The sequence below is a fragment of the Sphingomonas sandaracina genome (assembly GCF_036663695.1).
Lineage (GTDB): Bacteria > Pseudomonadota > Alphaproteobacteria > Sphingomonadales > Sphingomonadaceae > Sphingomonas.
On record NZ_JAXOJK010000008.1, the window covers coordinates 46,655 to 72,168 of the forward strand.

At 63.2% G+C, this 25,514-nt stretch carries 22 protein-coding genes; 16 read left to right on the top strand and 6 right to left on the bottom strand.

Features of this window, described 5'->3' with window-relative positions:
* Positions 1 to 4 precede the first annotated feature (4 nt).
* The 4 genes from U1707_RS17830 to U1707_RS17845 all read left to right on the top strand — a co-directional run bounded on the left by U1707_RS17830 (position 5) and on the right by U1707_RS17845 (position 4,274).
* The gene (locus U1707_RS17830) at positions 5 to 823 is read left to right on the top strand and encodes a 3-deoxy-manno-octulosonate cytidylyltransferase (RefSeq protein WP_332801452.1); all 819 of its coding nucleotides are present in this window, start codon (positions 5 to 7) and stop codon (positions 821 to 823) included.
* Positions 823 to 1,458, top strand: a complete 636-nt coding sequence (locus tag U1707_RS17835; protein WP_332801453.1) for a histidine phosphatase family protein — start codon at positions 823 to 825, stop codon at positions 1,456 to 1,458. The genes U1707_RS17830 and U1707_RS17835 overlap by 1 nt, the downstream gene beginning before the upstream one ends.
* Positions 1,459 to 1,527: 69 nt before the next feature.
* Complete coding sequence (locus U1707_RS17840; protein ID WP_332801403.1) at positions 1,528 to 2,574, top strand: phytanoyl-CoA dioxygenase family protein; 1,047 nt, start codon at positions 1,528 to 1,530, stop codon at positions 2,572 to 2,574.
* Between the two features lie 65 nt (positions 2,575 to 2,639).
* Entirely contained in the window at positions 2,640 to 4,274 is a 1,635-nt protein-coding gene (locus U1707_RS17845; RefSeq protein WP_332801404.1) for a capsular polysaccharide export protein, LipB/KpsS family, read from the top strand.
* Between the two features lie 78 nt (positions 4,275 to 4,352).
* On the opposite strand, the gene U1707_RS17850 is transcribed toward U1707_RS17845, so the two are convergent.
* Complete coding sequence (locus U1707_RS17850; RefSeq protein WP_332801405.1) at positions 4,353 to 4,850, bottom strand: sterol desaturase family protein; 498 nt, start codon at positions 4,848 to 4,850, stop codon at positions 4,353 to 4,355.
* A gap of 353 nt (positions 4,851 to 5,203) precedes the next feature.
* Between U1707_RS17850 and U1707_RS17855 the strand changes: the two genes are divergently transcribed.
* Positions 5,204 to 5,962, top strand: a complete 759-nt coding sequence (locus U1707_RS17855) for an SDR family NAD(P)-dependent oxidoreductase (RefSeq protein ID WP_332801406.1) — start codon at positions 5,204 to 5,206, stop codon at positions 5,960 to 5,962.
* A 2-nt stretch (positions 5,963 to 5,964) separates the two neighbouring features.
* Here the strand turns inward: U1707_RS17855 and U1707_RS17860 are convergent, their stop codons facing one another.
* Positions 5,965 to 7,443 (bottom strand): LTA synthase family protein, encoded by a 1,479-nt coding sequence (locus tag U1707_RS17860; protein WP_332801407.1) that lies wholly within the window; start codon positions 7,441 to 7,443, stop codon positions 5,965 to 5,967.
* A gap of 231 nt (positions 7,444 to 7,674) precedes the next feature.
* Here U1707_RS17860 and U1707_RS17865 point away from each other — a divergent pair, with 231 nt between their 5' ends.
* From U1707_RS17865 to U1707_RS17895, 7 genes are all read left to right on the top strand, one after another.
* Positions 7,675 to 9,030, top strand: a complete 1,356-nt coding sequence (locus U1707_RS17865; RefSeq protein ID WP_332801408.1) for a capsule polysaccharide biogenesis protein — start codon at positions 7,675 to 7,677, stop codon at positions 9,028 to 9,030.
* A 211-nt stretch (positions 9,031 to 9,241) separates the two neighbouring features.
* The gene (locus U1707_RS17870) at positions 9,242 to 10,324 is read left to right on the top strand and encodes a mannose-1-phosphate guanylyltransferase/mannose-6-phosphate isomerase (RefSeq protein WP_332801409.1); all 1,083 of its coding nucleotides are present in this window, start codon (positions 9,242 to 9,244) and stop codon (positions 10,322 to 10,324) included.
* A 558-nt stretch (positions 10,325 to 10,882) separates the two neighbouring features.
* Positions 10,883 to 11,962, top strand: a complete 1,080-nt coding sequence (locus tag U1707_RS17875) for a replication initiator protein A (protein WP_332801410.1) — start codon at positions 10,883 to 10,885, stop codon at positions 11,960 to 11,962.
* Between the two features lie 549 nt (positions 11,963 to 12,511).
* A complete protein-coding gene (locus U1707_RS17880; protein ID WP_332801411.1) occupies positions 12,512 to 13,186 on the top strand; it encodes a helix-turn-helix domain-containing protein in 675 nt (224 codons plus the stop codon).
* Between the two features lie 275 nt (positions 13,187 to 13,461).
* Positions 13,462 to 14,130 (top strand): ParA family partition ATPase, encoded by a 669-nt coding sequence (parA, locus tag U1707_RS17885; protein ID WP_332801412.1) that lies wholly within the window; start codon positions 13,462 to 13,464, stop codon positions 14,128 to 14,130.
* A complete protein-coding gene (locus tag U1707_RS17890) occupies positions 14,127 to 14,393 on the top strand; it encodes a ribbon-helix-helix domain-containing protein (protein ID WP_332801413.1) in 267 nt (88 codons plus the stop codon). Before parA ends, U1707_RS17890 begins: the two co-directional genes overlap by 4 nt.
* Before the next feature lie 304 nt (positions 14,394 to 14,697).
* The gene (locus U1707_RS17895) at positions 14,698 to 15,390 is read left to right on the top strand and encodes an opacity protein (protein ID WP_332801414.1); all 693 of its coding nucleotides are present in this window, start codon (positions 14,698 to 14,700) and stop codon (positions 15,388 to 15,390) included.
* Positions 15,391 to 15,912: 522 nt separating this feature from the next.
* Here U1707_RS17895 and U1707_RS17900 read toward each other — a convergent pair.
* From U1707_RS17900 to U1707_RS17915, 4 genes are all read right to left on the bottom strand, one after another.
* Positions 15,913 to 17,163 (bottom strand): right-handed parallel beta-helix repeat-containing protein, encoded by a 1,251-nt coding sequence (locus U1707_RS17900; protein WP_332801415.1) that lies wholly within the window; start codon positions 17,161 to 17,163, stop codon positions 15,913 to 15,915.
* Positions 17,164 to 17,338: 175 nt separating this feature from the next.
* On the bottom strand, positions 17,339 to 18,820 hold the full coding sequence (locus U1707_RS17905) for a glycoside hydrolase family protein (protein WP_332801416.1): 1,482 nt from the start codon (positions 18,818 to 18,820) through the stop codon (positions 17,339 to 17,341).
* 288 nt (positions 18,821 to 19,108) lie between these two features.
* Positions 19,109 to 19,492, bottom strand: coding sequence for a conjugal transfer protein TraD (locus U1707_RS17910; RefSeq protein WP_443025727.1), 384 nt, complete (start codon positions 19,490 to 19,492; stop codon positions 19,109 to 19,111).
* Positions 19,404 to 19,754 (bottom strand): conjugal transfer protein TraD, encoded by a 351-nt coding sequence (locus tag U1707_RS17915; RefSeq protein WP_332801418.1) that lies wholly within the window; start codon positions 19,752 to 19,754, stop codon positions 19,404 to 19,406. Before U1707_RS17915 ends, U1707_RS17910 begins: the two co-directional genes overlap by 89 nt.
* A 151-nt stretch (positions 19,755 to 19,905) precedes the next feature.
* Here U1707_RS17915 and traA point away from each other — a divergent pair, with 151 nt between their 5' ends.
* The 4 genes from traA to rfbB all read left to right on the top strand — a co-directional run bounded on the left by traA (position 19,906) and on the right by rfbB (position 25,513).
* Positions 19,906 to 22,791, top strand: a complete 2,886-nt coding sequence (traA, locus tag U1707_RS17920) for a Ti-type conjugative transfer relaxase TraA (protein WP_332801419.1) — start codon at positions 19,906 to 19,908, stop codon at positions 22,789 to 22,791.
* Between the two features lie 9 nt (positions 22,792 to 22,800).
* Positions 22,801 to 23,499 carry a DUF6118 family protein gene (locus tag U1707_RS17925; protein ID WP_332801420.1) on the top strand — a complete coding sequence of 233 codons (699 nt, stop codon included), beginning with the start codon at positions 22,801 to 22,803 and terminating at the stop codon, positions 23,497 to 23,499.
* 371 nt (positions 23,500 to 23,870) lie between these two features.
* Entirely contained in the window at positions 23,871 to 24,446 is a 576-nt protein-coding gene (gene rfbC, locus U1707_RS17930; protein WP_332801421.1) for a dTDP-4-dehydrorhamnose 3,5-epimerase, read from the top strand.
* An 11-nt stretch (positions 24,447 to 24,457) separates the two neighbouring features.
* On the top strand, positions 24,458 to 25,513 hold the full coding sequence (gene rfbB / locus U1707_RS17935; protein WP_332801422.1) for a dTDP-glucose 4,6-dehydratase: 1,056 nt from the start codon (positions 24,458 to 24,460) through the stop codon (positions 25,511 to 25,513).
* Position 25,514 lies beyond the last annotated feature (1 nt).

Consider the following 25,514-nt stretch of genomic DNA (forward strand, 5'->3'; position numbering starts at 1 on the left):
TCCCATTCCGCCTTCTACCGACCTGATCGTCGTTCCCGCACGATACGGATCGACGCGGTTGCCGGGAAAGCCGCTTCTCCGGATCGCCGGACGGACCTTGCTGGAGCGCGTGGTACAAGTCGCACGCACCGCCGCCACGATCGCCGGCGATTGCGATGTGGTCGTTGCGACCGACGACGATCGTATCGCGGCCCATGCCCGGTCGCTCGGCTGCGACGCAGTAATGACGGCACGCGATATACGGTCGGGCTCGGGACGCGCGTGCGCCGCGGCGGTGCAGCGCGAAATACGCCCGAATATCGTCGTGAACCTTCAGGGTGATGCGCCGTTCATTCCGGCCGAGATGGTCGCCGCGCTGGTTGCGGCCGCGCGCACAAGCCCCGCCGCCTGCGTCACCCCGGTTGTCCAACTTGACTGGCCGGCACTCGATGCGATGCGTGTGCACAAGACACGCTCGCCGTTTAGCGGTACGACCTGCGCCAGGGATGCCGAAGGCAAGGCCTTCTGGTTCTCGAAGACGATCATCCCAGCCGTCCGCGACGAGGACGTCCTGCGCGCGGAGGGAGCGCTGTCGCCGGTGTTCCGCCACCTCGGTCTCTATGCTTATCGGATCGACGCGTTGGAACGCTTCGAGGCCATGCCCCCGACCCGCTATGAGCGTCTCGAAGGGCTCGAACAGTTGCGCTTTCTCGAAATGGGTCTTGATATCCAGACGATCGCGGTCGCGCCGCCTACCCATGCCATGTCGGGGATAGACACCGCCGAGGATGTCGCGCTCGCTGAGGACCTGATCCGTCGGTTTGGCGATCCTTACGCGTCGTGATCCGAACGTTCGTCATCGTCCGCCACGGCAATACCTTTGCCGAACACGAAGCGCCGCGCCGGATCGGTGCACGAACCGACCTGCCGCTCGTTGCCAGCGGTCATGAACAGGCGCGACGGCTGGGTTGCTGGTTCGCCGAGCAAGGCTGGCGTTTCGACACCATCCTGTGTTCTCCCCTGCAGCGGACGCGCGAGACAGCCGAGGCAATCCGCGGCGCGTTCGACGAGGCTCCGACGAGTATACCCGCGCCGCTGCTCGCCGAGATCGACCACGGTATCGACGAGGATCGTATCGAGAGCGACGTGATCGACCGGATCGGCAACGACGCACTGGTCGCATGGGAAACACACGGCACCGCGCCCCCTGGGTGGATCGTCGATGCCGAGGCGCGGCTTGCGGGATGGCGCGCGCTCTTCTCGGCACCCACTTCCATCTGCGCGCCAACGGAGTCGGCGCACAGCACGACGTTATTGGTCACGAGCAACGGCGCCGCGCGCTTCGCGCTGCTCGCCGATGCCGCATTGATGACGCAGGCACGCGCGTGCGCCACCTTGAAATTGCGGACCGGCGCGTTCGGAATCATCCGGATTGACGATGCCGGCGCGCAGCTCGTCGCCTGGGATCGACGCCCGTGATCCGCCCATGATCGCGCGCGCGTGCCCAGCACGCTTGCGTCCGTCCGTATCCTCGAAGAGAGGGTGGCGATGAATCCGGCCCGTTACCTCTTGTTGCCCTGGTGGGTCGCGCAATTGCCGACCGGCGCCAAGGCCTTCAGCGACAATCCGATCATCGGTTCGCCCCTGCTTAATCGTTGGGGCCTGCATGTCGCGCGCGTTCGTCTGGCGGGGATGCTGGCCGCTGTCCGTCGCAAGCGGCTCGCGCATCTCGTCTCGGCCGAGGATCGCGCTGCGTTCGACCGCGACGGCTTCGTCCTCACGCGGGACTTTCTTCCAGCCGACATGTTCGCCGACCTAAAGCGACAGGCGCTGGCGCATGTCGGTCCCGCGCGCGAAATGGTGCAGGGCGACACGATCACCCGGCGGATCGCGCTCGATCCCGCCGCGCTGGCGGCGATGCCGGCAGTCGCCGGGTTGATCGGCAGTGCCCGCTGGCGTGGGCTGATGCGCTATGTCGGCAGCTTCAACAGCGAGCCGATCGCCTACATCCAGACTATTCTCAGCCATGTGAGCGATGCCGCGCCCGACCCGCAGACCGCGCTGCACGCCGATACCTTCCACGCGACGGTCAAGGCCTGGTTGTTCCTGACCGACGTTGCCGTGGATGAAGGGCCGTTCGTCTACGTGCCAGGGTCCCACCGGATGACGCCGCAGCGGCTGGCCTGGGAACGTGACCGCAGCGTCCGTGCGCGTGCGGGTCTCGATCGACTGTCGGCGCGTGGGTCGTTGCGGATCGCGACGGAAGAACTTGCCGCGCTCGACCTTCCCGAACCGCAGGCGTTTGCCGTCCCGGCCAATACCCTGGTCGTCGCGGACACGTCGGGGTTTCACGCGCGGGGCGCTTCGGTGCGACCGTCGGTGCGGATCGAGATCTGGACCTATGGGCGCCGCAATCCCTTCCTGCCCTGGACGGGGTTCGATCCGTTCAGCCTGCCGGGAATCGCGGAACGTCGCGCGCCGCTGGCATGGTCGATCCGCGATCGGTTGCGCAGGATACTCGGCCAGCCGTGGAGCAATGCCGGGCTCAAGACCGCGGCTGCGCCCGCGCATCCGGACGGGGTGGCGGTACCGTGACGTACGCGGCCCTGCAGGGCGTACGCCTTCCGTTGCTCCGGGCGCCGCCTTTCCCCGGCGCTGCCGTGACGGATCCGGGTTCGATACCTGGAGTCGAACCTGTCACCGTCCCGGTGATCGAGGACGCCGAAATCGAGCGGGTCTTTGCCGCCATTCGGGATGCCAGGGTAGGCGGACCCTTCTGGGAGAGACCCGTCGCTGCGTCAAACGCCCGCACGATCGTCCGCGCATGGTCGGCGTCCGAGATCGCCGACCTCCGCGCGGGCACGGCCGATGCGGAACAGGACACGGTCCTGTGGCTCCTGCCGGCCGGTCTGGCGGGCGACCCGGCATTCAGCGCGCCGCGTTTGCGTGGGGCGGTAGTCTTTGGGGAGGTCGATCCCTGGTCGCTGCTCAAAGAGGACGTGCAGCTGTTCGCGCATGGCGGTGACGAATGGGTGGCCTTGGCCGATATTGTTGGATGTCGCGTACGGGTGCTGTCGGACGGTACCTATGGCACGCTCGATACGACCCCGCATGAGCGACGCCAGCGGATCGCGAATGCCGTGTTCGGCATCCGGTATCGCGACCCGCCGACCGGTTTGGCGGCCGGCGTCGATGCGACCATCGCGCATCTCGGATTCTGGCGGCGGATATGCGAGGGCAATCGCGATATCGGCGCAGCCTGCGGTATCGCGTGGTGGAAGCGGCGCGAGATCGCGCGCTTCCTCTGGCAGCCGGATCGCCGGTTGCGGTTCTTCTCGTCCGAACACCGCGCCATCGCCCATGCCAGACGGCAGGGTGGCGCCGTCGCGGTATGGCCGTCGCGGATATCGCCGGCGATGGTCCGCGATGCCGCGGCCGCGGGCGTCCCGCTGGTACGGGTCGAGGATGGCTTCGTCCGATCGGTAGGACTGGGCAGCGACATGGTGCCGCCCTCCTCGATCACCATCGACTGGCGGGGGATCCATTATGATCCGAGCCGTGCCAGCGATCTCGAGACCTTGCTCGCGGAAACGCAGTTTCCGCCGGCGTTGCTAGCGCGCGCAGTACAACTCCGCGCAGCCATCCTGGCGGGCGGGATCAGCAAATATGGCGGCAGCGCCCAACATGTGTTTCCGGCACGCGAACCGGGGCGCCGGCTCGTGCTGGTACCCGGGCAGGTCGAAGACGACATGTCGGTGAAACTGGGTGGCGGAGGCCTTGCCAGCAACCTCGAGCTGCTGCGGCGCGCGCGCGCGCTGGAGCCCGAGGCCGAAATCTGGTTCCGGCCGCACCCCGATGTCGATGCGGGACATCGCAAAGGTGCTGTCCCCGATGCCGATGCGTTGCAGGTCGCCGACCGGATTGTCCGCGGAGGCGGCATGGCCGCGCTGCTCGAACGGGTCGACGCGGTCCATGTCCTGACGTCGCTCACCGGTTTCGAGGCGTTACTGCGCGGGTGCGACGTTACCTGTCACGGCATGCCCTTCTATGCCGGTTGGGGTCTGACGCGCGATCTCATGCCGCTGTCGGACCGTCGAGGGCGCGGGCTGAAGCTCGACGAACTCGTGGCCGGCGTGCTGATCCTCTATCCGCGGTATCTCGACCCGGTAAGCGGCCTGCCCTGCGAACCCGAAACCCTGTTCGCCCGGATGGTCGCTGGGGATGCCGTCAATCGGCTTGGCTGGGTCACGCGTCTTCGCCAGATCCAGGGCCGGATGATGAAAGGGCGTCGCTGAGGGCAACGCACCGGGTCTGTCGTCACGTCCCCCCTGATCCCGCAATCGTCATTCGATTTGGATCAATCGCCTCCAAATTCAGGAGTGCGCGCGGGGCTCCGGTGCGGTTGCCGCTGCCTTGGCGGAGATATGCGAGCCGAACAGGCGATCCCAGAAAATCGTCGTGATCGCATAGTTGCCGTCGCGACGGCCGAAATGATGCCGAAGGTGATGGCGGCGCAACGCGCGCATCATGCGGCCACGGGCCGGTAGCTGATGGCACGCGTAATGAATGGCGTCATACGACACGTAGCCGATCGCAAACCCCAGGAAGATTACCGTTCCAGCGGGCCCGAACGCCATCGCCAGGCCAGCCCAGATCGCTCCCGACCAGGTTACGCTGACGATCGGGGGCATCAGGCTGCGATAGGGATCGTTTGGATCGGAATGATGGTTGCCATGCATCACATAGCCAAGCCAGCGGCCCATTTCCGACTGTAATTCCAGGTGGAAAAGAAAGCGGTGCATGCAATATTCGAACAGCGACCAGATCAGCAGACCCGTCATCACCAGTCCGACCCAGGTCAGCGGCGTCACTGTTCCCCATCCAGCCCATGCAACCAGTACGAGAAGAACGGACCAGGTTGCCACGAACGCCCGGGGCGATATCACGGTAAGGCGTTCTAGCAGGTCGCTGCGAAACAGCCGGAGGCGTTGCGGATACTCGGCGCCCCCGCCGTGGTTCGGCTTTGGCTCTTGTCTACGCATACTCATACCGCCGCTATGGACAGAGGCGGGGTACCGCTGTCAAGTCACACTACGAGGGATAGATTATCCGAAGCTTACCACAGATGGCATCCGTCGGTGTTCTGGTTCCAGATCGGGCCAAGTTGTGGTGTAGACGATGCACCTGCCAAAACCGTTCGGGATAAGGGGCCTTCAGGATAGACGTGCGACAGCGAATTCTCATTACCGGTGCATCGCGAGGGCTGGGTGCCGCGATTGCGCGGCACTATGCCGGTCCGGATGTCCTGCTGGTATTATGGGGACGGGATCGCGAGCGGCTCGACAGGGTCGCAGAGCAGTGCCGCGGCACCGGGGCGATGGTGACGCTCCGCTTGCTCGATCTTGTCGATCCGGCAGCAGCACTCGCTGCGATAGACGAGGAAGAGGCCGTGGGTGCCATCGACATCGCCGTGCTCGCTGCCGGGCTCGGCGATATTCAGGGTAGCGACGAACGGAGCGAAGACCCTGTACGGATGGTCAGGCTGGGTTTGGTGAACTTCGTCACCCCGAGCGCGATGGCCGCGGCGCTGGCCGACAGGATGGCGGCGCGCGGTCGCGGCCATATCGTCTTGATCGGATCGGCTGCGGCCTTTCACGCCCTCCCCTTCGCCGCGGCGTATGCCGGATCGAAGGCAGGACTTGCCCGCTTCGCGCAGGCCCTGCGTATCGGCGTAGCGCCTTATGGCGTCAGCGTGATGCTAGCCTCGCCCGGCCCGATTGATACCCCGGAGGGGCGTCAGGTCGCGGCACCACAGCGCCTTCTGATGCAACCGGACGACGTTGCCGCGCGGATCGTACGGGCGAGCGCGCGGGGAGAGGCGCATCTGGTCCTGCCCTGGCCGTTTGCCGCGCTGCGTCTGGTCGATCGTCTGTTGCCGGCCGCCTTACGTGATCGATTGCTGCGCAGCCTCAGGCCGAAGTGATGTCAGCTTCCGCGGACGGCGCGCAAGATGGCATGATGTAGTTGGTCGGGGGTAAGATCGACGCGGTCATCATTGTCCGGGACGGCTTTCCCGTCGACGAACCGCAGCATCACATAAGGCGTGTGACGGACCGGTCCCGGCTCCGCCACGCCGGGGATGCTCGGTCGATGATCACCAAAAAAGACCAGGAGCGCGGAGCGACCGGTGTCGGCGAGACCGTCGATCAGCTCCGTCAGCATCGTGTCGCTGTTGCGGACATGGTGGAGATAGGCGTCGAGCCCACCCGGCGAACCGGTCAACCGGTCCTTCATCCAGGGACCGTGGTTTTCCATCGTCACCGCATAGATGAACGTCGGTGCTGCAGCATCGGCGATCAGCGTGCGTAACGACGCACCGAGTGTCCGATCGCCGACGTAGCGGCCGGTGCCCGGTATCGCCGGCGGGAAATGCTCCTCCCCGATCAGCCGATCGAAACCGATCGCCGGCATCATCTCGTCGCGCCCGTAGAAGCGCAGGTCATGCGGGTGCACGAACAGGCAGCGATAGCCTGCTGCACCAAGCCTCGCGGACAAGGCATAGGAGCCTTCCCCACGCGCGGTCAGAAACGGATCGTAGCGGCGAAAGCCCAGTGCCGCCTCGCTACGACCGAACAGTACGCCGAATTCGGTCCGCATCGTATAGGCGCCGAACCCGCTGACGCCGAGGTTCCCCCATTGCGCAGCCGATGCGCGCGCGCGGGCGAGGCCGGGCAAGGCGTGTCGGGGATCGGTCGTCAGGTCGACGGGATCGGCAAAGGATTCGCACTGAATGACAATGACGAGGTCGGGGCGGTCGAAATCGGCTGCGGGGAGCGATCCGTCAGGAGGTCCGGCCGGGCACATGGGAGGATCGGGCGTTTCCCGCCACCGCCGCCAATACAGTAGCAAGGTCGCGATCAGGCCATGGCGGGCGAGATCGGCGTCGATGTCGGGTGTCCGCGCCAGACCGGCAAAGGCCTTGCCGCAGAGCAGCGCGGCCAAGGCACCGCCTGCGAGCAGCAGCACGCCCGCGCCCACGAGGTGTGGCGTGAGATACGCGACGAACAGCCAGACCAGCGCGAGGAGCAAGCCGAGCGCGCCGATCGTCAGCCCCGCCTTCTGTTGCGTCGAAAGCGCCGTGAAATAGAACCCGGGATGACGGACGAGCCCGGACAGCAACGCCAGATCAGAGAAGAGCAGCGGCTCGCCCAGCATGGCATGCTTGGCGTTCGACGCGGTTACGAACACGGCCATGAGCGCGACGACCAAGGTGGCGGCAACCGGCGCGCTTCCCGAAACAGCCAGGATCAGGCCGAACAGGGCCGTCATCGTCAGACAGTGCAGGATCAACCCTTGAGCACTTCGCAGCACGCGACCGCGATGGCGGTGTCGCGGCCGCACCGTCGCATCGAGCACCAGCGAGACGCTCTGCATCAGCAGGAATGAAATGAAACCGATCGTCACAGGTCTGCCGCGTTATCGGGCTCGAAGGGAGGTCATGAAATCGACGCGCAAAAGTAGACGACGGCGAATGTATAGGGGCGGGCTTATAGCGGCCGGCCGTCAGGCTGTCACCGTCCGGTAATCTTGCCTCGGCACGTCAACCTATCTAGCTGCCGGGCCCACGCCTCGAATGCCGACGGACAACAGCCATGATGCACCGCATTATATGTCTATCGCCTGCATCGTATATGTATGAAAGGCTGCCGCATGCTTCCTCCCTTTGCCGACGTGCCTGACATTACCCCCAAGATAGCGGCGCCGAGTTCGGTGCGACCGCCGGCACGACGTAACATCCTGCTTCTGCAAGGGTTGATGGGCCCCCTCTTCGCCCGGGTCGGCAAGGCTCTGCGCAAGCATGGGTACGGGGTCTACAAGGTCAATTTCAATGGCGGTGACCGGCTGTTCTGGCGGTTGCCGAACGGCATCGATTATCGCGGATCGCTCGACGACTGGCCTGACGCCCTGGTGCGATTGCTCGGCGAGCATGAGATCACCGATGTCATGCTGTTCGGCGATTGCCGGGCGATGCATCTGGGCGCGACCCAAGTGTGCCGAGACCTCCATATCCCCGTTCATGTGTTCGAAGAGGGCTATATCCGGCCGGACTGGGTGACGCTGGAACTGGGCGGCGTGAACGGGCATTCGAGTTTACCCCGCGATCCCGCCTGGTACCGTGCCCAGGCGGCAACGCTTCCGCCGATCCCGGAGCATCGGCAGGTGGCGTCGTCGTTCCGTCGCCGCGCACTCGAGGCCGTCGCCTATAACGTCGCTGACGTCTTCAGCCGCTGGTACTACCCGCACTGGGCCAATCACCGGCCGTGGCATCCGCTGGTCGAGGCAATGGGCTGGGTACGCCGGTTGCGCGGGCGCAAGGAGGCGGCGGTGCGCTCGGCTGCATTGATCACGGAATTGGAAAACCGCGGCGACCCTTACGTCCTTTTTCCCTTACAGCTCGATTCCGATGCCCAGATCCGGCTGCATTCGAGCTTTGCCGGCATCGCCGATGCGCTGCGGATGGTCATCCATTCCTTTGCGGAGAACACCGCAGCCCCCCTGCGGCTGGTCATCAAGGAGCATCCGCTCGATAATGGTGTCCGAGACTGGCGCGAAGAAACGGCGTCGCTTGCGGCACTGCACGGCGTATCGGATCGCATCGACTATCTCGAAAGCGGTGATATGGTTCCGATCGCCTGCAAGGCGAAAGGCATGGTGACGATCAACAGTACCAGCGGCACGCTGGCGTTGATGCAAGGCGTTCCGGTGATCGCGCTTGGCCATGCAGTCTATGATATGGAGGGTATAACCTTTCAGGGATCGCTGGACGATTTCTGGCGTGACCCCGGCAAGCCCGACCCCGAGACCTTTGCGGCCTTCCGCCGCGTGCTCATCGACCAGTGTCTGATACCCGGCGGTTTCTTTTCCGAAGAAGCGCTCACGCGTGTGACGGAAGGTGTGATCGCACGGCTTGAAGCGGCCAGTCCGCGGCACGGAATTGCAAACATGTCGGGCGCTTTGTCGGCCAGCGGGCAGGTTACGGCGATCTCGTAATACCAGCATCCTACACCTCGACCTGTCGACATGTAGGATGGTATGATTGAATTTCGGCGTGCTTCATGCTTAAAGGCCGCGAGGGCAAGCACCCGTGATCTGGCTGTACGGCCCTGGGTCTACATAGCCGAAGGATGCTTGAACCCGTGAAAGAAGACGGCTTCGGCAGGGACGGACCCGCCGTTATAGCTCGGCGAAATCTGGAGGACTCATGACCGTACGTAAGATCGTTCCCGTTATCCTGTCCGGCGGTTCGGGAACGCGCCTCTGGCCGATGTCGCGTCCCGAAATGCCCAAGCAGATGCTGGCACTGACGGCGGACGAGACCATGCTGCAACTGACCGCAGGGCGGGCGCTGGGCGATAGGTTCGCCGCGCCGATCGTCGTCGCCAATGCGCGCCATGCCGATCTGGTCGAGCGGCAGCTCGCCGAGGCCGGTGCGACGCCGCAGGCGCTGATCCTCGAACCCGCCGGCCGCAACACCGCGCCGGCGATCGCGCTGGCCGCGCTCGCGGCAAAGGCCGCCTCGGCGGGTGGCGGTGGCGACGCGCTGCTGGTGATGCCGTCCGATCACGTTATCGGCGACGTCGCTGCGTTCCACGCAGCCATCGAGGCGGCGATGCCGCTCGTGTCACAGGGCTGGCTCGTCACCTTCGGGATCGCGCCCGATGCACCCGAGACCGGCTATGGCTGGATCCAGATCGGCGAGGAACTCCAGCCCGGTATCAACCGCGTCGCGCGCTTCGTCGAGAAGCCGCCACTCGATAAGGCGCAGTCGATGCTGGCGAGCGGCGATCATGCCTGGAACGGCGGGATCTTCCTGTTTCTCGCCGATGCCTATCTCGAGGCGCTGGCGCAGTTCCATCCGGGTATCCTCGTCGCGACGCGCGAAGCGATGGACACGGCCCGGACCGAGGGCACGCGGATCTATCCCGATGCGGCCGCCTTTGCCGCGTCGCCCGACGATTCGATCGATTATGCGGTCATGGAAAAGGCCGACCGCGTTGCGGTGGTACCGGTCGCGATGGGCTGGAACGACGTCGGCAGCTGGGACGCACTGCATGCGATCAGCGACCTCGACGCCAGCGGCAACGCGCATCGCAGCGACAAGGACGGCCATGTTCTGGCGATCGATACGCAGAACTGCTTCGTGCGCAGCGACGGCATCCGCGTATCGCTGGTCGGCGTCGAGGACCTTATCGTGGTCGCCAGCGGTAACGACGTCCTGATCATGCCGCGCGGCCGCAGCCAGGAGGTCAAGAAATTGATCGAGGCGATGAAGGCCAAGGCCTGAGCGGATCGGGTCCGGGGTGGGACATGCGTCCCGCCCCCGACCCGCTTTCTGTACCAGGTTCGTCGGGCACGTTTGCGGCTGTCTCGGCAGCATTGTCGGCTGTGCCTGGCCGACAATGCTGCCAACAACCAGGAACCATGTACCAGTGTCGACGTGTATACGTGCCGACATGTATGGTATAAAACCCGCGTGAGTATTGGGTCCTATCAAAATTGAACGCCCGCTAACCGGTTTTTTATGCCTTCTATAGCTGCCTTTCGTACCGATCGTGGCCAACCGCGTTTGCCTACCGAGATTCCTGCTGGGGCATGGAGCCGCTTTTTACGTCGACGGGAGCAATAACCCCCTTATCCTAATTGTACATGTCGACATGCAGACATGTCTGTTGATCGACGCTATATCGCGATGCGCAGCGACGTGTAGCCTGTCATGGCCTGCGGTACGCCATCCGGTGAATTCATACTCGAAAGCACGAGCTTTCTACCCAAAACCGTGATTTTCCCCTCGGTCTCCCTTGGCAGGCTCCCAAAAGTTCGTGCTTTCGAGTAGAAATAGCCGATGACCCGACCAAGCCCCACCAAGCGCCCCCCTGCCCCGCGCGCGAAAGCCCGCAAGTCGAGCGCTGGCCAGGCGGATATCCCGCAGGGCGACCTCTTCCTGCTCGACAGCCCGTTATATGGGGAGATCCGCGGCGAGCGATCGTTGATGGCGTTCCCGTTCTTCGCGCTCAGCAAGAATGCGTGGATGAAGCCGCTGAGCTACAAGACTGACACCGTCACGATCGAAGTGCGGCCGAGTGCCAGTGGCGTCGCGACGATCTACGACAAGGAGATCGTACTTTATATCGCCAGTCTCATGGCCGCTAAGCTCGAGGCCGGCGAGGACGTTGCGCAAGATTTTGTCTTTACCGCGCACGATCTGTTCAGCGTCACCGGCAGCAACCACAGTGCGCGCTCCTACGGACGCCTGTCCGAGGCGCTCGAGCGGCTCCAGGGTACCCAGATCAAGACCAATATCGAGGCGGGCGGCGAAGGCGAGGAAGGGTTCTTCTCTTGGCTATCGGAAGCCAAGCTTCATTATAACAAGACCCGCGCCGGCGAACGCCGTCTGAAGGCCGTCAAAGTGCGGCTGTGCGACTGGCTGTTTCGCGCGATCCTGCTCGACCGACACGTGCTCGACTATGCCGCGGCCTATTTTCAACTCGGTCCGATCGAACGGCGGATCTACGAAGTCGCGCGATCGACGGGCAATGGCGATGGGTTCGAGATCGATCTCGCGACGTTCCGGTTGCAGATCGGCTATCAGAACCCGTTGGCGAACTTTCGTGCCGCGTTGCGGCAGATCGTCGTCGCGGACACGATCCCCGACTACAGGCTCGAACTGGTAGAGACCGTCAGCGATCCCGACAGCACCGATGTCGTCAAGCGAGGCCGCAAGACCAACCCCGTCAGGGTTGTGATCACTAGGCGGCTCACGGCGCTCGACGAACATCCCAAACCCCGTCTGTCCCGTCAGCTTTTATCGACAGCGGAACCGATGTCGAAGGCGCCCCGTGAAATGGCCCGTGAAACGGCTCGCGAAACGATCCGCGAATCGGGCCGCGAATCAGGCGACGCCGAGTCGGAGGACCTGTTTTAATTGATACTCGAAAGCACGAACTTTCCCGCGAATTGATACTCGAAAGCACGAATGCGCGCATGAATTGATACTCGAAAGCACGAACTTTCGATAAGATAATCGATCATTTTTCGTAATTGATACTCGAAAGCACGAACCACAGACGCTTTCGTTATTGGCGATTAACTGCGAAAATTGCGCAATGTCGGTGATGATACCGGTGGAACTCAAACTGGAGCGGCTGTGACCCCATAAAGGAAAGCCCGGCACGAAGGCCGGGCATCCCAAGTTATTGATGGAGCGACGTCGCCAAACGTCGATTCCGGGGTCGAAACTCACCGACCCTCTCCACATAGCCTGACACGGACCTCGGTTCAAGGATGCGCGTTTCGCGCCATGGTCTCTTTTTGTCTTGGTCCCAGCCCCATAAGGGGATGGAAGATGGCTGTTTTTACCTTGGGCCAGGCGACCGCGCGCGCGCTGGGCGCATGTGCAGGAGGACGTTCGTCTCGTAGGCCGCCTCTAGGGACAGACGTACGTTCAGGCAGTCCGCATCGCACCGGTGCGCCGGTGTTGCGCGACAGCATTGAGGCGGGGACATTCGAGGAGCTGTTCTTCACCATTCCCGCCAAGGGGGAGACCGACAAGCTGCTGCGGATTGCCAGGCGCACGCTCGATGCAGGCCGTCAGCTGCGACGCGAGGCGCGGGCCGGCGATCGCACGCTGACCGCGGCCGAACGTCGGATCGTCCTGCTCACTGCGGCCGCGGTCCGGGTCTACGAAGAGATCCTTACCCTGGCGCGGCTCAACAAGGGGCGCGTCTTTCCAAGCTACGACCATCTGTCCAACGCGACGAGTCTCGGCCGTGCAACGATCGCTCGCGCGCTGCATATCCTGGAAGATATCGGGTTTCTCGTCAGGCAACGGCGATTCAAGCGCGTCGAAGCACAAGGAGCAGGACCGCGCTATCGGCAGACGTCCAACGTGTACCGCCCTACCCTGCCCCAACGCGTGCTTGCCTATCTGCCTCGCTGGATGCGGCCCGCGCCGATGCCTGACGACGTCGTTCAGCAACAGGGAGATCGGGCCGAGGACCTCGCGGCAATGATGTCGGGGTTGTCATGTCGGGATTTGGCGAACGTGACGGTCGGCGGGCAACTGGGAAAGATGCTTGCGAAATTAGGCGCAAGCCTCGATCGCATCGAGCGCGAGTCTCAAATGCAGTCTCAACCCCTACAGAGTTGATTAATTAGAAAGCGAGCGCCGAAAAGAACACCGACAAAAACTACAGAAGCCATCACGCAAATCGACTGTCGAAATGCTCCCTAGCTGGAGCAAGCGGAGAGCGTGGTTCGTCACCAAACGTGGCGGTCTTCGAGGTTGCCGCGTCATATCGATAGAATACGAGAGGTTGTCCGAATGCCTTCGCCGCAGACGCATCGGCATACGGCCCGAGATCGATATAAAGGGCTTGCCAATACCAGCGATTTGTCCGCATGTAGACATGTAGGGGTTTTGACATGACGACAATTGCCATCATCAGCCAGAAGGGCGGTGCCGGAAAAACAACACTGGCCCTGCATCTCGCCGCAGCCGCACATGACGCCGGCCGCGTGGCACTGGTTATCGACACCGATCCACAAGCGACTGCGAGCCAATGGGCTGCATGGCGAAGCGAAGCACCACCCGAGGTGATCGACAGTCCGCCACCGCGCTTGGCTGCCAAGGTCGCGCAGGCAAAGGAACAGGGGGCCGAGTTCATCGTCATCGACACACCACCGCATGCCGACAGCGCCGCACGCGCTGCGGTCGAGATCGCCGACCTCGTATTGATCCCGTGCCGACCCAGCGCGTTCGACCTGTCGGCGATCCAGACGACCGCCAAACTGGTTCAGCTGCTTCGCAAACCTGCCTTCGTCGTGTTCACTGCGGGATCGCCGAATGCCCCGCGAGTCTATCAGGAAGCTGGCGAACTCGTCGAAAGCTTCGGGACGCCGGCCTGCCCGATCCAGATTCCCGATCGCGCCGCTTTCCGTCACGCCAGTGCCGAAGGCCGTACCGTCATGGAGTTCGAGCCGAGCGGCAAGGCGGCCGAGGATATTCGACATATCTACGAGTGGACATGTCGACAAACTGGCACGTCGACACAGCCCGTAAAATCGGCGCACAAGAGGAAGATCACAGCATGAGCCGCAAACCCTCGTTCGCCAATCTGCGCGATCGTACCGCGTCCGAGCCAGTCGCTCCCGTCCAATCGGTGGCGGGGCAGGGGGCATCGACCGGTCCGGCCAGTCGGCAGGGCCGCAAACAGATCGCGGGGTTCTTCTCGCCCGAAATGTCGTTCGCGATGCATACGCTGGCGCGTCGACAGGGCAGGAGCCTCCAGGCATTGATGGCCGAAGCGTTCAACGACGTCCTGCGCAAGCATGGCGAAAGCCCGATCGGCGATTAAATGACATTCGGATCGACAGGTAATCGATGAGCGTACCGGCAACAGTACGCCCGATTGGGAGCCATTGATCACGCCGAACAAGGCCACTCTCCCAGACGCTGCAAAAGCAGCTCGTAGCCGCGGAGGCCTGTCGTTCATCATCCTGTCAGGAACCGTTGCTGCAGTGCAACACCGCAGGAAAGTTCCTGCGCAGCTGTATTTTTATTGCAACAAAGCGGGTAGCGGCCGGTTTCGAAGCCTGATCCAAGCCGCTGCATCGTGCGGCCGGGGGCCACGAAATAAACGATAGAAGGTCTAATTCTCCATGCGTACGCTTTCCCTGGCCCTCGTCCTCGCTGCCACCGCATTCGCAGCCCCTGCCTTCGCACAGGACATGTCGGCACCGGCGCCTGCGCCCGTCGATACCAGCGCAGCCCCCGTCGACAACAGCGCAGCCCCCGGCGAAGCGGCTGCACCCGACGGCTCCAAGGCGTTCGGCATCGAGCCGTATTTCGGCGTGATGGGCGGTTGGGAGCAGTTCGACAACCAGGGCAACCACGGCATCCCGCGCGCCCTGAACTCGGACGGCTCGGTCCGTAACAACTACCGCGCAGACGGCGCGCTCGTGCAGGGCGTCCTCGGCGTCAACGTGCCGCTCGGCCCCGTCTTCGTCGGCGTCGAAGGCAACGTCATCAAGGGCGTCGATGGCAACATCGATTGGGAATATGGCGCAGCAGGCCGCTTCGGCTTCCGCGCCGGCGACAGCGGCATCCTGTACGGCAAGGTCGGCTACCAGTGGGTCAACTTCGACCATTTCTCGCAGTTCGCGACCAATGGCGGAAACACCAACCGTGACTACAACGCGATCACCTACGGCATCGGCGCAGAAGTCGGTCCGCAGAGCATCGGCCTCAAGGGCATCACCGGCAACGCAGGCTTCCGCATCCGCGCCGAGGTCAACACCTTCGGCGCAGCGCAGAGCTTCCGTCCGATGCTCGGCATCATCACCCACTTCTAAGCCTTTGCCCGCACAGGGCATACGCTGGACGTGACAGGGGCGGGGCGTGACATCGGTCACGCCCCGCCCTTCGTGCGTTCGGGCCCGATCGCCGTGTTTCGGGGCTGAGCGGCGAGTGAAGTTCACAAAGTGCACACGCTGGGAAGGGTCTGCACATGGCATGATACAGGCTCGTCGTGCGGGTTGCGGCATGATGTCTGGACCATGCCGTACCTGATCACGGCACGACGACGTAGGACAGCGGCACCGCGTCAGATAGTTGCCCGTGAGGCAATGTACTTCCCGCCCAACGGCGCGACGTGGGCGAGCCGTTCGTCCGGCACATCTACACTGCCGTGAAGATGCGGAACGGCGCGGATCACCGCCGCGCTGGATGGCGGGGGCAGCAAGACATCCGTCTGCCGGACCTTCAAGGTGCCGCACTCGATCATCCTCGGAACGCTTGGTCGGATCGGCTGGACCGCACGGCCAAGGTCTGACCCGATACCGGGTCAGCGCAATGACCTATGATGAATGCTTCCCTTAGTCGAACGCGCCCATACCTTTCAGCGGACTTCCGGATCGCAGATGGAAGCTGCGTAATATAGGGAGGCTCCCATCGGCCTGGCGTGGTGCGTCCCAATGATGGTCAGAAACGTCTTGAAAATCGGCGCGCGTCACTCGGATCGGCAAGGTCCAAGAGTTGTGCGCCATGTCCAGGCCGCTCGTATGCGCGGTCAAAACTTTGCCACAGGCAATGTTGTTGCGCATATTGCCAAGCGCGATCGGAGAGCCATCGGCCGAGATACCCAGCATATCGTATTGGACGCCGTTGCCAAAAGCGGTGTTGTTGATGAAGTCCAAGGCCAGTGGATGATGGTTGGCATAGAATCCCGCCGCTTTGTTGTCGAACGCGACCGAGAAGCGGACGATGTGCTTGACGGCGTTCGCAACATAGCGTCCGCCATAGCCGCCAGCCTTGATACCATTGCCGTTGCCTGCCGCCAGAGGCGTGCGCGTGCCGGGCAGATAACCTTGCTGCCATGCCCAGGACTGTTCGATCGTCACCGGCGACAACGCGTTGATCAGGTCGAAGCCGTCGTCCGAATTGGCCCAGGCGCGGTCACCACGAAAGACGTTGCCCGGGCGGCCAGCCTTGATGTGCGCGCCGAAGCCGTCCGCGCTCTGTCCGGCGCCGTTGGAGGTATAGGGATCGTAATTGTGGTGAGAATCGGTGTTCAGGACCAGATTATAACTGCCATCCTGGATGAACAATCCCGGCCCCATGTTGTGATGAAGGTCGAGCCGTTCGTAAATATTGTGGCTGCCGTTGTTCCAGATGCCCCAGGATTCGTGATTGAGATGGTTGTTCGGCTGCTGCGGTGCGCCGGTGATCTCGAGTCCCTTCAGATGTAGCCAGCTTCCGGTGACGTTGAAGCCTTTGACCCGGCATTCGTCCTTCATCGCGGAGAAATCGAACACGGGTTTTTCGCCGGGATAAGCCCAATAGCGGATCGGCTTTCCCTCGAAGCCGCTTTTGTCCAACGTGACAGCATTCACGGTGTCTGTGCGCGTGGTGCAACGGTTGACGCCTGACGTGACGACATAGCGTCCCCCACGAAAGTAAACCGTATCGCCAGGTTGCGCACTTTGCTGCGCGCGCTGGACGGTTTGCCACGCTGTTCCCAGCGAATTCCCGACCGCTCGGTCGTTGCCATGGGGGGCAACGTAGAAAACCGCCGCGTGGGCAGGGACCGAAGCAACGAGCAGAATGGCTGGCAAAATCCTGATCACATTGCAATTCCTTGAGTGGTCGATTCCAATGTCAGCCGCAGGCCAACTTGGTTACGGCAACTCGTGTCATTCTGCCCTTCTTGGCATCATAACCACCACACGAGACGTGCGTTTTTCGCACCTTTCTCGGCACACGACATGTCGACACTAATACATGTCGACATAGGTCCTTCTATCATCCGGATGGCGGAATCAGGCGGCCGTTCACCGTCAAAACGCCGGAAATCTTCGAGTTATAAAGGTCGACTTTCCCGGTGATCCGGTTCGTCCCGACGAACTGGCCGCGGGGATAACCGAATGTGCGGTTGCCCTGCGCCATGATGCAGTCGCGATAGATTGCGCCCGTCGACCACGGCAGAACCGAGCCATGAAGCGCGGAAAAACGGCATTTGTCGAACGACACGTTCTGATTGTTTCCGAGATTGACGATCGGTGCATTTGCGTCGCCTCCGCCAAAGACTGTACCGGTGGGCGAGCGCGCAGGATCATCGTCGAAAGTGCATCGGACGAACGCAGTTGCGCGCGCGGCTGCGCTATCGCCGAATGCTCTCGTCATCGCACCGACAAAGGTGCAATCCTCAAATTTAAAGAACGGCTTGCTCGGCCAGGCGGACCAGTTGACCGTGCCGATGAACGTACAGTTCGCGAAGCGAACTCGCTCGGTATCCCCTGAGTCCGCGACCATGCCGCACCCCCCATTATCGGAGAAGAGGCATTTGGAGAATGCGAGGTCGCGTACGTGTTTCTTGCCCTCGGCTTCGATGTCTACGCCGGCACCCGGTGCGGATTTGATACTGCCCCGCGCGGAGCGGGTGAACGAACAGCCGGTAAAGTGGTAGCCCCGCCCGCCAATGATGCTGCACCCTTGGCGCCCGTTGGAATCGGCTGTGACTCCCACGAGGCTGCGTTCGACGCCCGGCGTATCGGCATCGACGCCGTCGATCATCATGCCGTCCTGGCAATGACGATGGGTGCGAACCCGCTCTACGATCTCTGACCCTTCGTTGTTTCGGAGGATCAGGCCGGTCGAGAGGATTTGCCAGCCGGTGTCGCCGTACTGGCCCCCTACCACGATCCTGTCGCCGGGGCCTTCAAGGTCAAGATCCGAGATCCGAACCGGGGCAGTGCACCCCTCGACCAGGATCATCGAGTTGTAGGGCGAGGCTACCCCTGGGCCGAGATACGGCATCGCATGTCTGAACGGTTCACCATCGCGGAACACCCCAAACCGCAAGTCCGGTTCGCACAGCAGGCGCGCGCCGTTGCCCTTCAGATGAAGCGGCAAGGAACATCCGATGAAAGTCAGCAGGTCGCGGGGCGGGAATGCGAATGCGCCCTGCACCTGGAGGCCTTGTGCGCCCACGACATATGTCGTGCGACGAAATTCCACAGTCCCACCGCCGTACATTCGTACCGCCGTCGACAGGCGGGCCATCGCAGCGCTGTCGTTCGTTACGCCGTCACCTTTTGCACCGAACTCTTCCGGCGTGAAAACGCGATTTTGCGCTGCGAACGCGCGGGACGCGCACGGCACCAGCAGAGCCCCACGAAGGATGGTGCGTCGGTGGATCATCATCGTCTCCGTTTCCCATTTTATCGAGGAAAGATAAAGCGCCCAGAACCGCGCCGAAGACCCCTCGTTGCGTCGAAGCGCCACAGAAATCTTTCCCCTCCCCAGGACGCATGTGATCACTTGGGCGGGTACGCTCGTTCGCAGTCGCTTGAGGTTAAACACGTTGGTGTCCGTCGGCAGCGTCACGAGAAATTTGACGGATGGGGGGTGGGCGAGTTGTTGTCGAGGCCGGTGAACCCGCAGCGCAGCAACTCGGCTACGATTAGCATCTGCTCTGGAGCACAGATCAAAGCTCGTGGGGCCGAGGGAGGCCCACGGGTAAGCAGGTCGAGCCATTCGTTCGACGAGATCAATATCAAGCACCCAGCTACGTCAAGTTGTGCGATTATGAGGTGAAATCATGCTGGGGACGCCGTCGTCGGGCCGATCATGTTGCCTCTCATGTTTTTCGTCCATGGCGAAAGCGCGTCTGCCACGTCGTTTCCACAATGCCAGCGTATCATCACCTGCCTCACGCCGCGCCTTACCGACCAGTTCCAGCAGCGCACCGTAGATGGTGGCACGATCGTCGTCGGTGAGATCGACTAGGCCCGCCTTCTGGACGAGACCGCCCAGCTCGATCAGGTGACGGGTGCGTTCGCGGCGTTGCACGACCCAGCCCCGTGTATCAGTTCGATGCCGCGCCGCTTCCAGACGCAGGACCAGGGCCCTGTTGCGCCGCTCCGCCGTCGCTATGGCGGTCAGGCTTCGCCTCACCCCTTGGCGCGACGTCTGAAACGGCCTTGCGGCTTCGTCGCTGAAAGAAGGCAGCGCCGGTTGCGCGCCACGCCTCCTTTCGATCAGCATCATCTGTCGCAACCGCAGCAAGCAGCACGCCTGCAAGTGTCTCAGGCTCGAGTCCTTGAGCACCGGTTGCGACGACCAGCTCACCAAGCTGTTGAATCTTCTTTGCTTTGAGGTCTCGTGCGCGATCGTTCAGCGCTTTGAGCTCGGCGTCATAGTCACGGACTTTACGCATCGTGTGTGCTCCTGCATGGCTCATCACGAAGGCAGACTATGTCATTTGCGCGTTACAGCATCAAGTCATGAGCGACCAAACGAAGTGGTCGTGAGTGCGCGCTTATACGTCGTTGCCGACGTTCGCTCAGAAGTGTAGAAGACGCGGCGTCATGGCGATCTACCATTTCTCCGCCAAGGTCATCAGCCGCGCAAAGGGATCGAGCGCCGTTGCTGCGGCTGCGTATCGCTCTGCTTCCGAACTGTTCGATAACCGTCTGGAACGGCATCACAACTTCACGAACAAGACCGGCGTTGTTCACTCAGAAGTGATGTTGCCGGAAGGCGCGCCCGAGCGGTTGCGGGGTCGCACGACGCTGTGGAACGAAGTGGAGGCAGCGGAGAAGCGCAAGGACGCCCAGCTCGCCCGGGAAATCGAGTTCTCGATCCCGCGTGAGATGAACCGCGAGCAGGGCATCTCGCTAGCGCGCGATTTCGTCGCGGAGCAGTTCGTGAAGCGCGGCATGGTCGCGGATTTGAATGTGCATTGGGACAGAGCTGAAGACGGAAGCCCGAAGCCGCACGCACATGTCATGCTGGCGATGCGTGAAGTGGGGCCTGACGGCTTTGGCCAGAAGGCGCGCGACTGGAACCGGAACGAGTTGTTGCAGCACTGGCGGGAGGCGTGGAGCGCACACGTCAACGAACGACTGGCGGAGCTCGGGATCGATGCGCGGATCGACCATCGCTCCTATGCCGAACAGGGTATAAAGCTCGAGCCGCAGCACAAGATCGGACCGGCTGCATCGCGGCGACCGGGGCAGGGGCTGGAAGCCGAACGGCTCGAGGATCACGACCGCATCGCGCGTGAGAATGGCGAGCGCATTATCGCCGACCCGAATATCGCGCTCGATGCGATCACGCGGACGCAGGCGACGTTCACCAATCGCGACCTTGCCCTGTTCGCGTTCCGGCATTCGGATGGGAAGGATCAGTATGACCGGGTGATGGCGGCTGCAAAGGCGTCGCCAGACCTTGTCGCGCTCGGCAAGGACGGGCGCGGTGACGAGCGGTTCACGAGCCGTGAGATGATCGCGACCGAAGCGCGGCTGGAACAGGCATCCGACAGGCTTGTAGAGAGCAGGGATCATTTCGTCGCTGCCACTCGCGTTCAGCGTGCGCTGGACGCCGCGCAGGGCAGGGGGCTCACCCTGTCGGACGAGCAGCGGGACGCGCTCGGCCGGATCACCGAACGCGAAGGTCTTGCCTCCGTTGTCGGCTATGCCGGGAGCGGCAAGTCGGCGATGCTGGGGGTTGCGCGCGAGGCGTGGGAGGAGGCTGGCTACACGGTGCGCGGCGCCGCATTGTCCGGGATTGCGGCGGAGAATTTGGAGAGTGGTTCCGGCATCCCGTCGCGCACCATCGCGAGCCTCGAATATGCCTGGGGCAGGGACCGTGAACAGCTCGGGCCCCGCGACGTGCTGGTGGTCGACGAGGCCGGCATGATCGGTACGCGGCAGATGGAGCGCTTGCTGTCTGCTGCGGACCAGGCCGGTGCCAAGGTGGTGCTGGTGGGTGACCCCGAGCAGTTGCAGGCGATCGAGGCGGGCGCGGCATTCCGGTCGATCAGCGAGCGTCATGGGGCTGCCGAGATTACCGAGATCCGTCGGCAGCGCGCGGCGTGGCAGCGCGACGCGACCCGGTGGCTTGCGACCGGTAGGACAGCCGAGGCGATCGGCGCGTACCGCGAGCACGACATGGTGCACGCGGCGGATACGCGTGAGGCGGCGCGGGCAAATCTGGTCAAGGGCTGGGACCGGCTGCGGCAGACAGAGCCGGGTTCGACCCGTATGATCCTCACCCATACCAACGCCGAGGTGCTCACGCTCAATGGCGAAGCGCGTGAACGGCTGCGGGCGACCGGTGACCTTGGCGAAGATGTCGTCGTGCAGGCGGAGCGTGGTGAGCGGCAGTTCGCGACCGGTGACCGGATCATGTTCCTGCGCAACGAGCGCTGGCTGGGGGTGAAGAACGGCACGCTGGGCACGATCGACGCGGTATCGGCCGAGCATATGGGTGTGCGTCTCGATGACGGGCGTGAGGTCGGGTTCGACCTCAAGGACTATGCCCATGTCGATCATGGCTATGCCGCTACCATCCACAAATCGCAGGGGGTGACGGTCGACCGCGTCGACGTGCTCGCTACGCCGGGGATGGACCGGCACGCGGCCTATGTTGCCCTGTCGCGGCATCGCGACGGGGTGCAGCTGCATTACGGGCGCGACGACTTCGCGAGCGATGCGAAGCTTGCCGCGGTGCTGTCGCGCGACCGGTCGAAGGACATGGCGGCCGACTATATGGCTGAGCCCGAGGAGGCCGCTCGTGCTTTTGCCGACAGGCGCGAGATCCGACTGCCGGAGCGGGCGCGCGCGATGATCGAGAAGGTCGAGGCCAAGGCGCGTTCGATGTTCGCCGGGTTCAGGCCGAAGCTACGGGAGGTGCCTGACCATGTTTCCGAAAGCACGAGCCGGGCGGGTGAGGCGAAGGCGATCCAGCGTTATGCGCGTGCCGCGGTCGATATTGCGCGCATGCAGGGTAAGGATCTCCCGGTGTTGCCGCATCAGGAAACCGCCCTAGCGCGTGCCGGCGAGGCGCTGGATCGGACCCGCTACCGCGGTAGCAGCGACCTTGCGACTGCGTTTGCGCGCAACCCGCAGCTTGCCCGGGATGTGGCGGGCGGTGACGTGCGGGCCGCGTCACGCGCCCTGGCGGAGGAAGCCCGGGTCCGGGCCGATCCGGCGCTGCGTGCTGACCGGTTCATGGAGCATTGGCGGTTGCTGGAGGCCGAACGTGGTGACGCCCGTACAGGCCCCGTCGCGCGGCGCATGGCCGTCATGGTCGATGACCTCCGGCACGACCCCATGCTGCAGGAAGAGCTGGCCCGCCGCGCACCCGAGCTGGGGATCCGCATCGAGCGGGCGCCGTCGATCGAGCAGGTGCTCGATCGCCAGAGGCAATTGGAGCGCGACCGGCAGCAGGATCATGATTTGAGCCGATAGGAGGGGCGGATGGCGGACAGCGAAGACGAAGCGGCACGGGCGTTCGAGGACCTTCGTGCCGAGGTGTCGTTGATGCGTCGCGCGGTCGAGCGGCTGGCGGCCGAGCGCGCCGAACCGTCGGACACGCCGGACTATGCCGAGACGCTGGGGATCATATCCCGGAACCTCTCCGCGACGGCGCAGCGCATCGATGCGGTGGTAAACAGTCCGGCGCTAGCGCTTACTCCGCATGAATTCGGCCGGCAGATCATAGAGGTCGGTACTGCGGGGCGGAGCGAGGATCGCCGTGCCATCGCCGCTGCCCGGCAGTTGATCGAGGAGGTCGCAACGAAGCTCGGTCGTCAGCTGGACTCGCATGTCATGGCGGAAGAGCAGGGCAGGCGGGTGCGTCATGTCGGGCTGATCGGGCTCGTGCTTGGCCTGGTGCTGGGGATGGTCGTGTGGGCGACGCTGGCGGGCCCACTCGCGCGGGCCATGCCGCCCGACTGGCTGTGGCCGGAGCGGATGGCCGCGCGCACGTTACGCATGCCGATGTGGGAAGGCGGACAGCGCCTGATGCGGGCGGCGTCGTCGCAGGCGTTCGCCGGAATCTTGGCGGGCAACCGGCTGGCAGCCACTAATCGCGAAACGCCGGAAGCCTGTCGCAAGCGTGCTGGAAAGGTCAGGAAGACCGTGCACTGTAGCATCGAGGTGAAGGCCGAGAGCTGAGGTATGGATTGACGTGTTCGGACAGGATCGTGTTGCGCCCGTGGCGTAGCGATGCTGGATTAGGTGCTGTGCGATGAGGGGCGGACCGAGCCACCTACGCAGGGACTGGTTGCGTGGCAGATCCAGACTCTCCAAACATGCGTAGAATGCATGGATAACGTGTGTTCGGATCAAAGCCACATGGATGCCGCGGGTGCTTTTGTTTCTCCCCATCGCGGGGGGATAGAGCTCTGTCCTTAGCCAAAAGTACAGGTCTCCACCGATTTTTGCATCGTATTGGGTATGCCGGCATGATGGGTGGCGATTTTGATAAACCCGATCGTGAACCCGTCAATTGCTCATGAATGAGCGTAAGGCTATGCCGCCCGGCAATGTCTTCCGTTCAACTGATCCGCTCCAAGCGACATGGTGACTCCCGCGGGTGGTTCACCGAAACCTACAACGTCGATACTTTTACAAGATCGGGTATCGAGTGTCGTTTCGTGCAGGATAATCATTCGCTGTCGGTGTCCGCGTTCACGCTGCGCGGCCTGCATTTCCAGACACCGCCGCGGGGGCAGGACAAGCTGGTGCGGTGCATTCGAGGACGAATCTTCGACGTCGCGGTCGATATCCGCAAGGGGTCGCCGACCTTTGCCAAGTGGGTTGGAACGGAATTGTCGGCGCAGACCGGCGACCAGCTTTTTATCCCGATCGGTTTCGCGCACGGCTTCCTGACGCTCGAGCCCGATTGCGAAGTCATCTACAAATGCTCGGACACCTATGCGCCCGAAGCCGACCGGGGCATACGCTGGGACGATCCCGCAATCGGTTCGGGTGGCATCGCCTGGCCGATCCCGATCGGTACGACGCCCGAGCTGAGCGCGAAGGACCAGGTCCAGCCGCTACTGGCAAACTTCGATAGCCCGTTTTCCTATGATGGCTGTCCGCTCGTCTCGCTCGTTTGAAGGATAGATTGATGCGCATTTTCGTCACTGGCGGGGCGGGCTTCATCGGCTCGGCGCTCGTCCGCCACCTGCTGGAAAACACGCTCCACGAAGTGCTCAACTTCGACAAACTGACCTATGCCGGCACGCTGACGACGGTCGAACGCGTCGCGCAGTCGAACCGCTACCGGTTCGTCCAGGGCGACATCTGCGACGTCGATGCGGTCCGCGCCGCGATCGCCGAGTTCAAGCCCGACGTGATCACGCATCTGGCGGCCGAGAGCCATGTCGATCGCTCGATCGACGGCCCCGGCGCGTTCATCCAGACCAACGTCGTCGGCACCTACACGATGCTTGCCGAGGCGCGGGCCTATTGGCTGTCGCTCGACGAGGCGGCACGCCAACGCTTCCGCTTCCATCACATCTCGACCGACGAGGTATATGGTTCGCTCGGCGACACCGGGCTGTTCACCGAAGACACGCCGTACGATCCGCGCTCGCCCTATTCGGCGTCGAAGGCAGGCTCCGACCATCTCGTCAGTGCCTGGGGGCACACGTTCGGGCTACCGGTGCTGATCACCAACTGCTCGAACAATTACGGGCCGTATCACTTCCCCGAAAAGCTGGTGCCCCTAATGATCGTCAAGGCACTCGCTGGCGCCAATCTGCCGGTCTACGGCAAGGGCGACCAAGTCCGCGACTGGCTGTATGTCGAGGATCACGTCCGCGCGCTGCACGCCGTGTTCGAAAAGGGCGAGCCGGGCCGCACCTACAATGTCGGTGGGAACAACGAGAAGCAGAACCTCGAGGTCGTGAAGACCGTCTGCACGATCCTCGATCGCCTTCGCCCGCGCGCCGATGGCCAGTCCTATGCGACCCAGATCACCTATGTCGCGGACCGTCCGGGCCACGACAAGCGCTATGCGATCGACGCGACCCGCATCAAGACCGAGCTTGGCTGGGAACCGACCGAGACGTTCGAGACCGGCATCGAGAAGACCGTCGCCTGGTATCTCGACAACCAGGACTGGTGGCAGGCGATCGTCGCCGAGCACAAGGCCGATCAGCGCCGCGGCCTCTCGGTGTGAG

Coding starts and splice junctions, on each gene's coding strand:
- rfbB (WP_332801422.1), top strand. CDS start 24,458: ATGCGCATTTTCGTCACTGGCGGGGCGGGCTTCATCGGCTCGGCGCTC.
- U1707_RS17840 (WP_332801403.1), top strand. CDS start 1,528: ATGAATCCGGCCCGTTACCTCTTGTTGCCCTGGTGGGTCGCGCAATTG.
- U1707_RS17895 (WP_332801414.1), top strand. CDS start 14,698: ATGCGTACGCTTTCCCTGGCCCTCGTCCTCGCTGCCACCGCATTCGCA.
- U1707_RS17870 (WP_332801409.1), top strand. CDS start 9,242: ATGACCGTACGTAAGATCGTTCCCGTTATCCTGTCCGGCGGTTCGGGA.
- U1707_RS17915 (WP_332801418.1), bottom strand. CDS start 19,754: ATGCGTAAAGTCCGTGACTATGACGCCGAGCTCAAAGCGCTGAACGAT.
- U1707_RS17890 (WP_332801413.1), top strand. CDS start 14,127: ATGAGCCGCAAACCCTCGTTCGCCAATCTGCGCGATCGTACCGCGTCC.
- U1707_RS17875 (WP_332801410.1), top strand. CDS start 10,883: ATGACCCGACCAAGCCCCACCAAGCGCCCCCCTGCCCCGCGCGCGAAA.
- U1707_RS17925 (WP_332801420.1), top strand. CDS start 22,801: ATGGCGGACAGCGAAGACGAAGCGGCACGGGCGTTCGAGGACCTTCGT.
- U1707_RS17865 (WP_332801408.1), top strand. CDS start 7,675: ATGAAAGGCTGCCGCATGCTTCCTCCCTTTGCCGACGTGCCTGACATT.
- parA (WP_332801412.1), top strand. CDS start 13,462: ATGACGACAATTGCCATCATCAGCCAGAAGGGCGGTGCCGGAAAAACA.
- traA (WP_332801419.1), top strand. CDS start 19,906: ATGGCGATCTACCATTTCTCCGCCAAGGTCATCAGCCGCGCAAAGGGA.
- rfbC (WP_332801421.1), top strand. CDS start 23,871: ATGTCTTCCGTTCAACTGATCCGCTCCAAGCGACATGGTGACTCCCGC.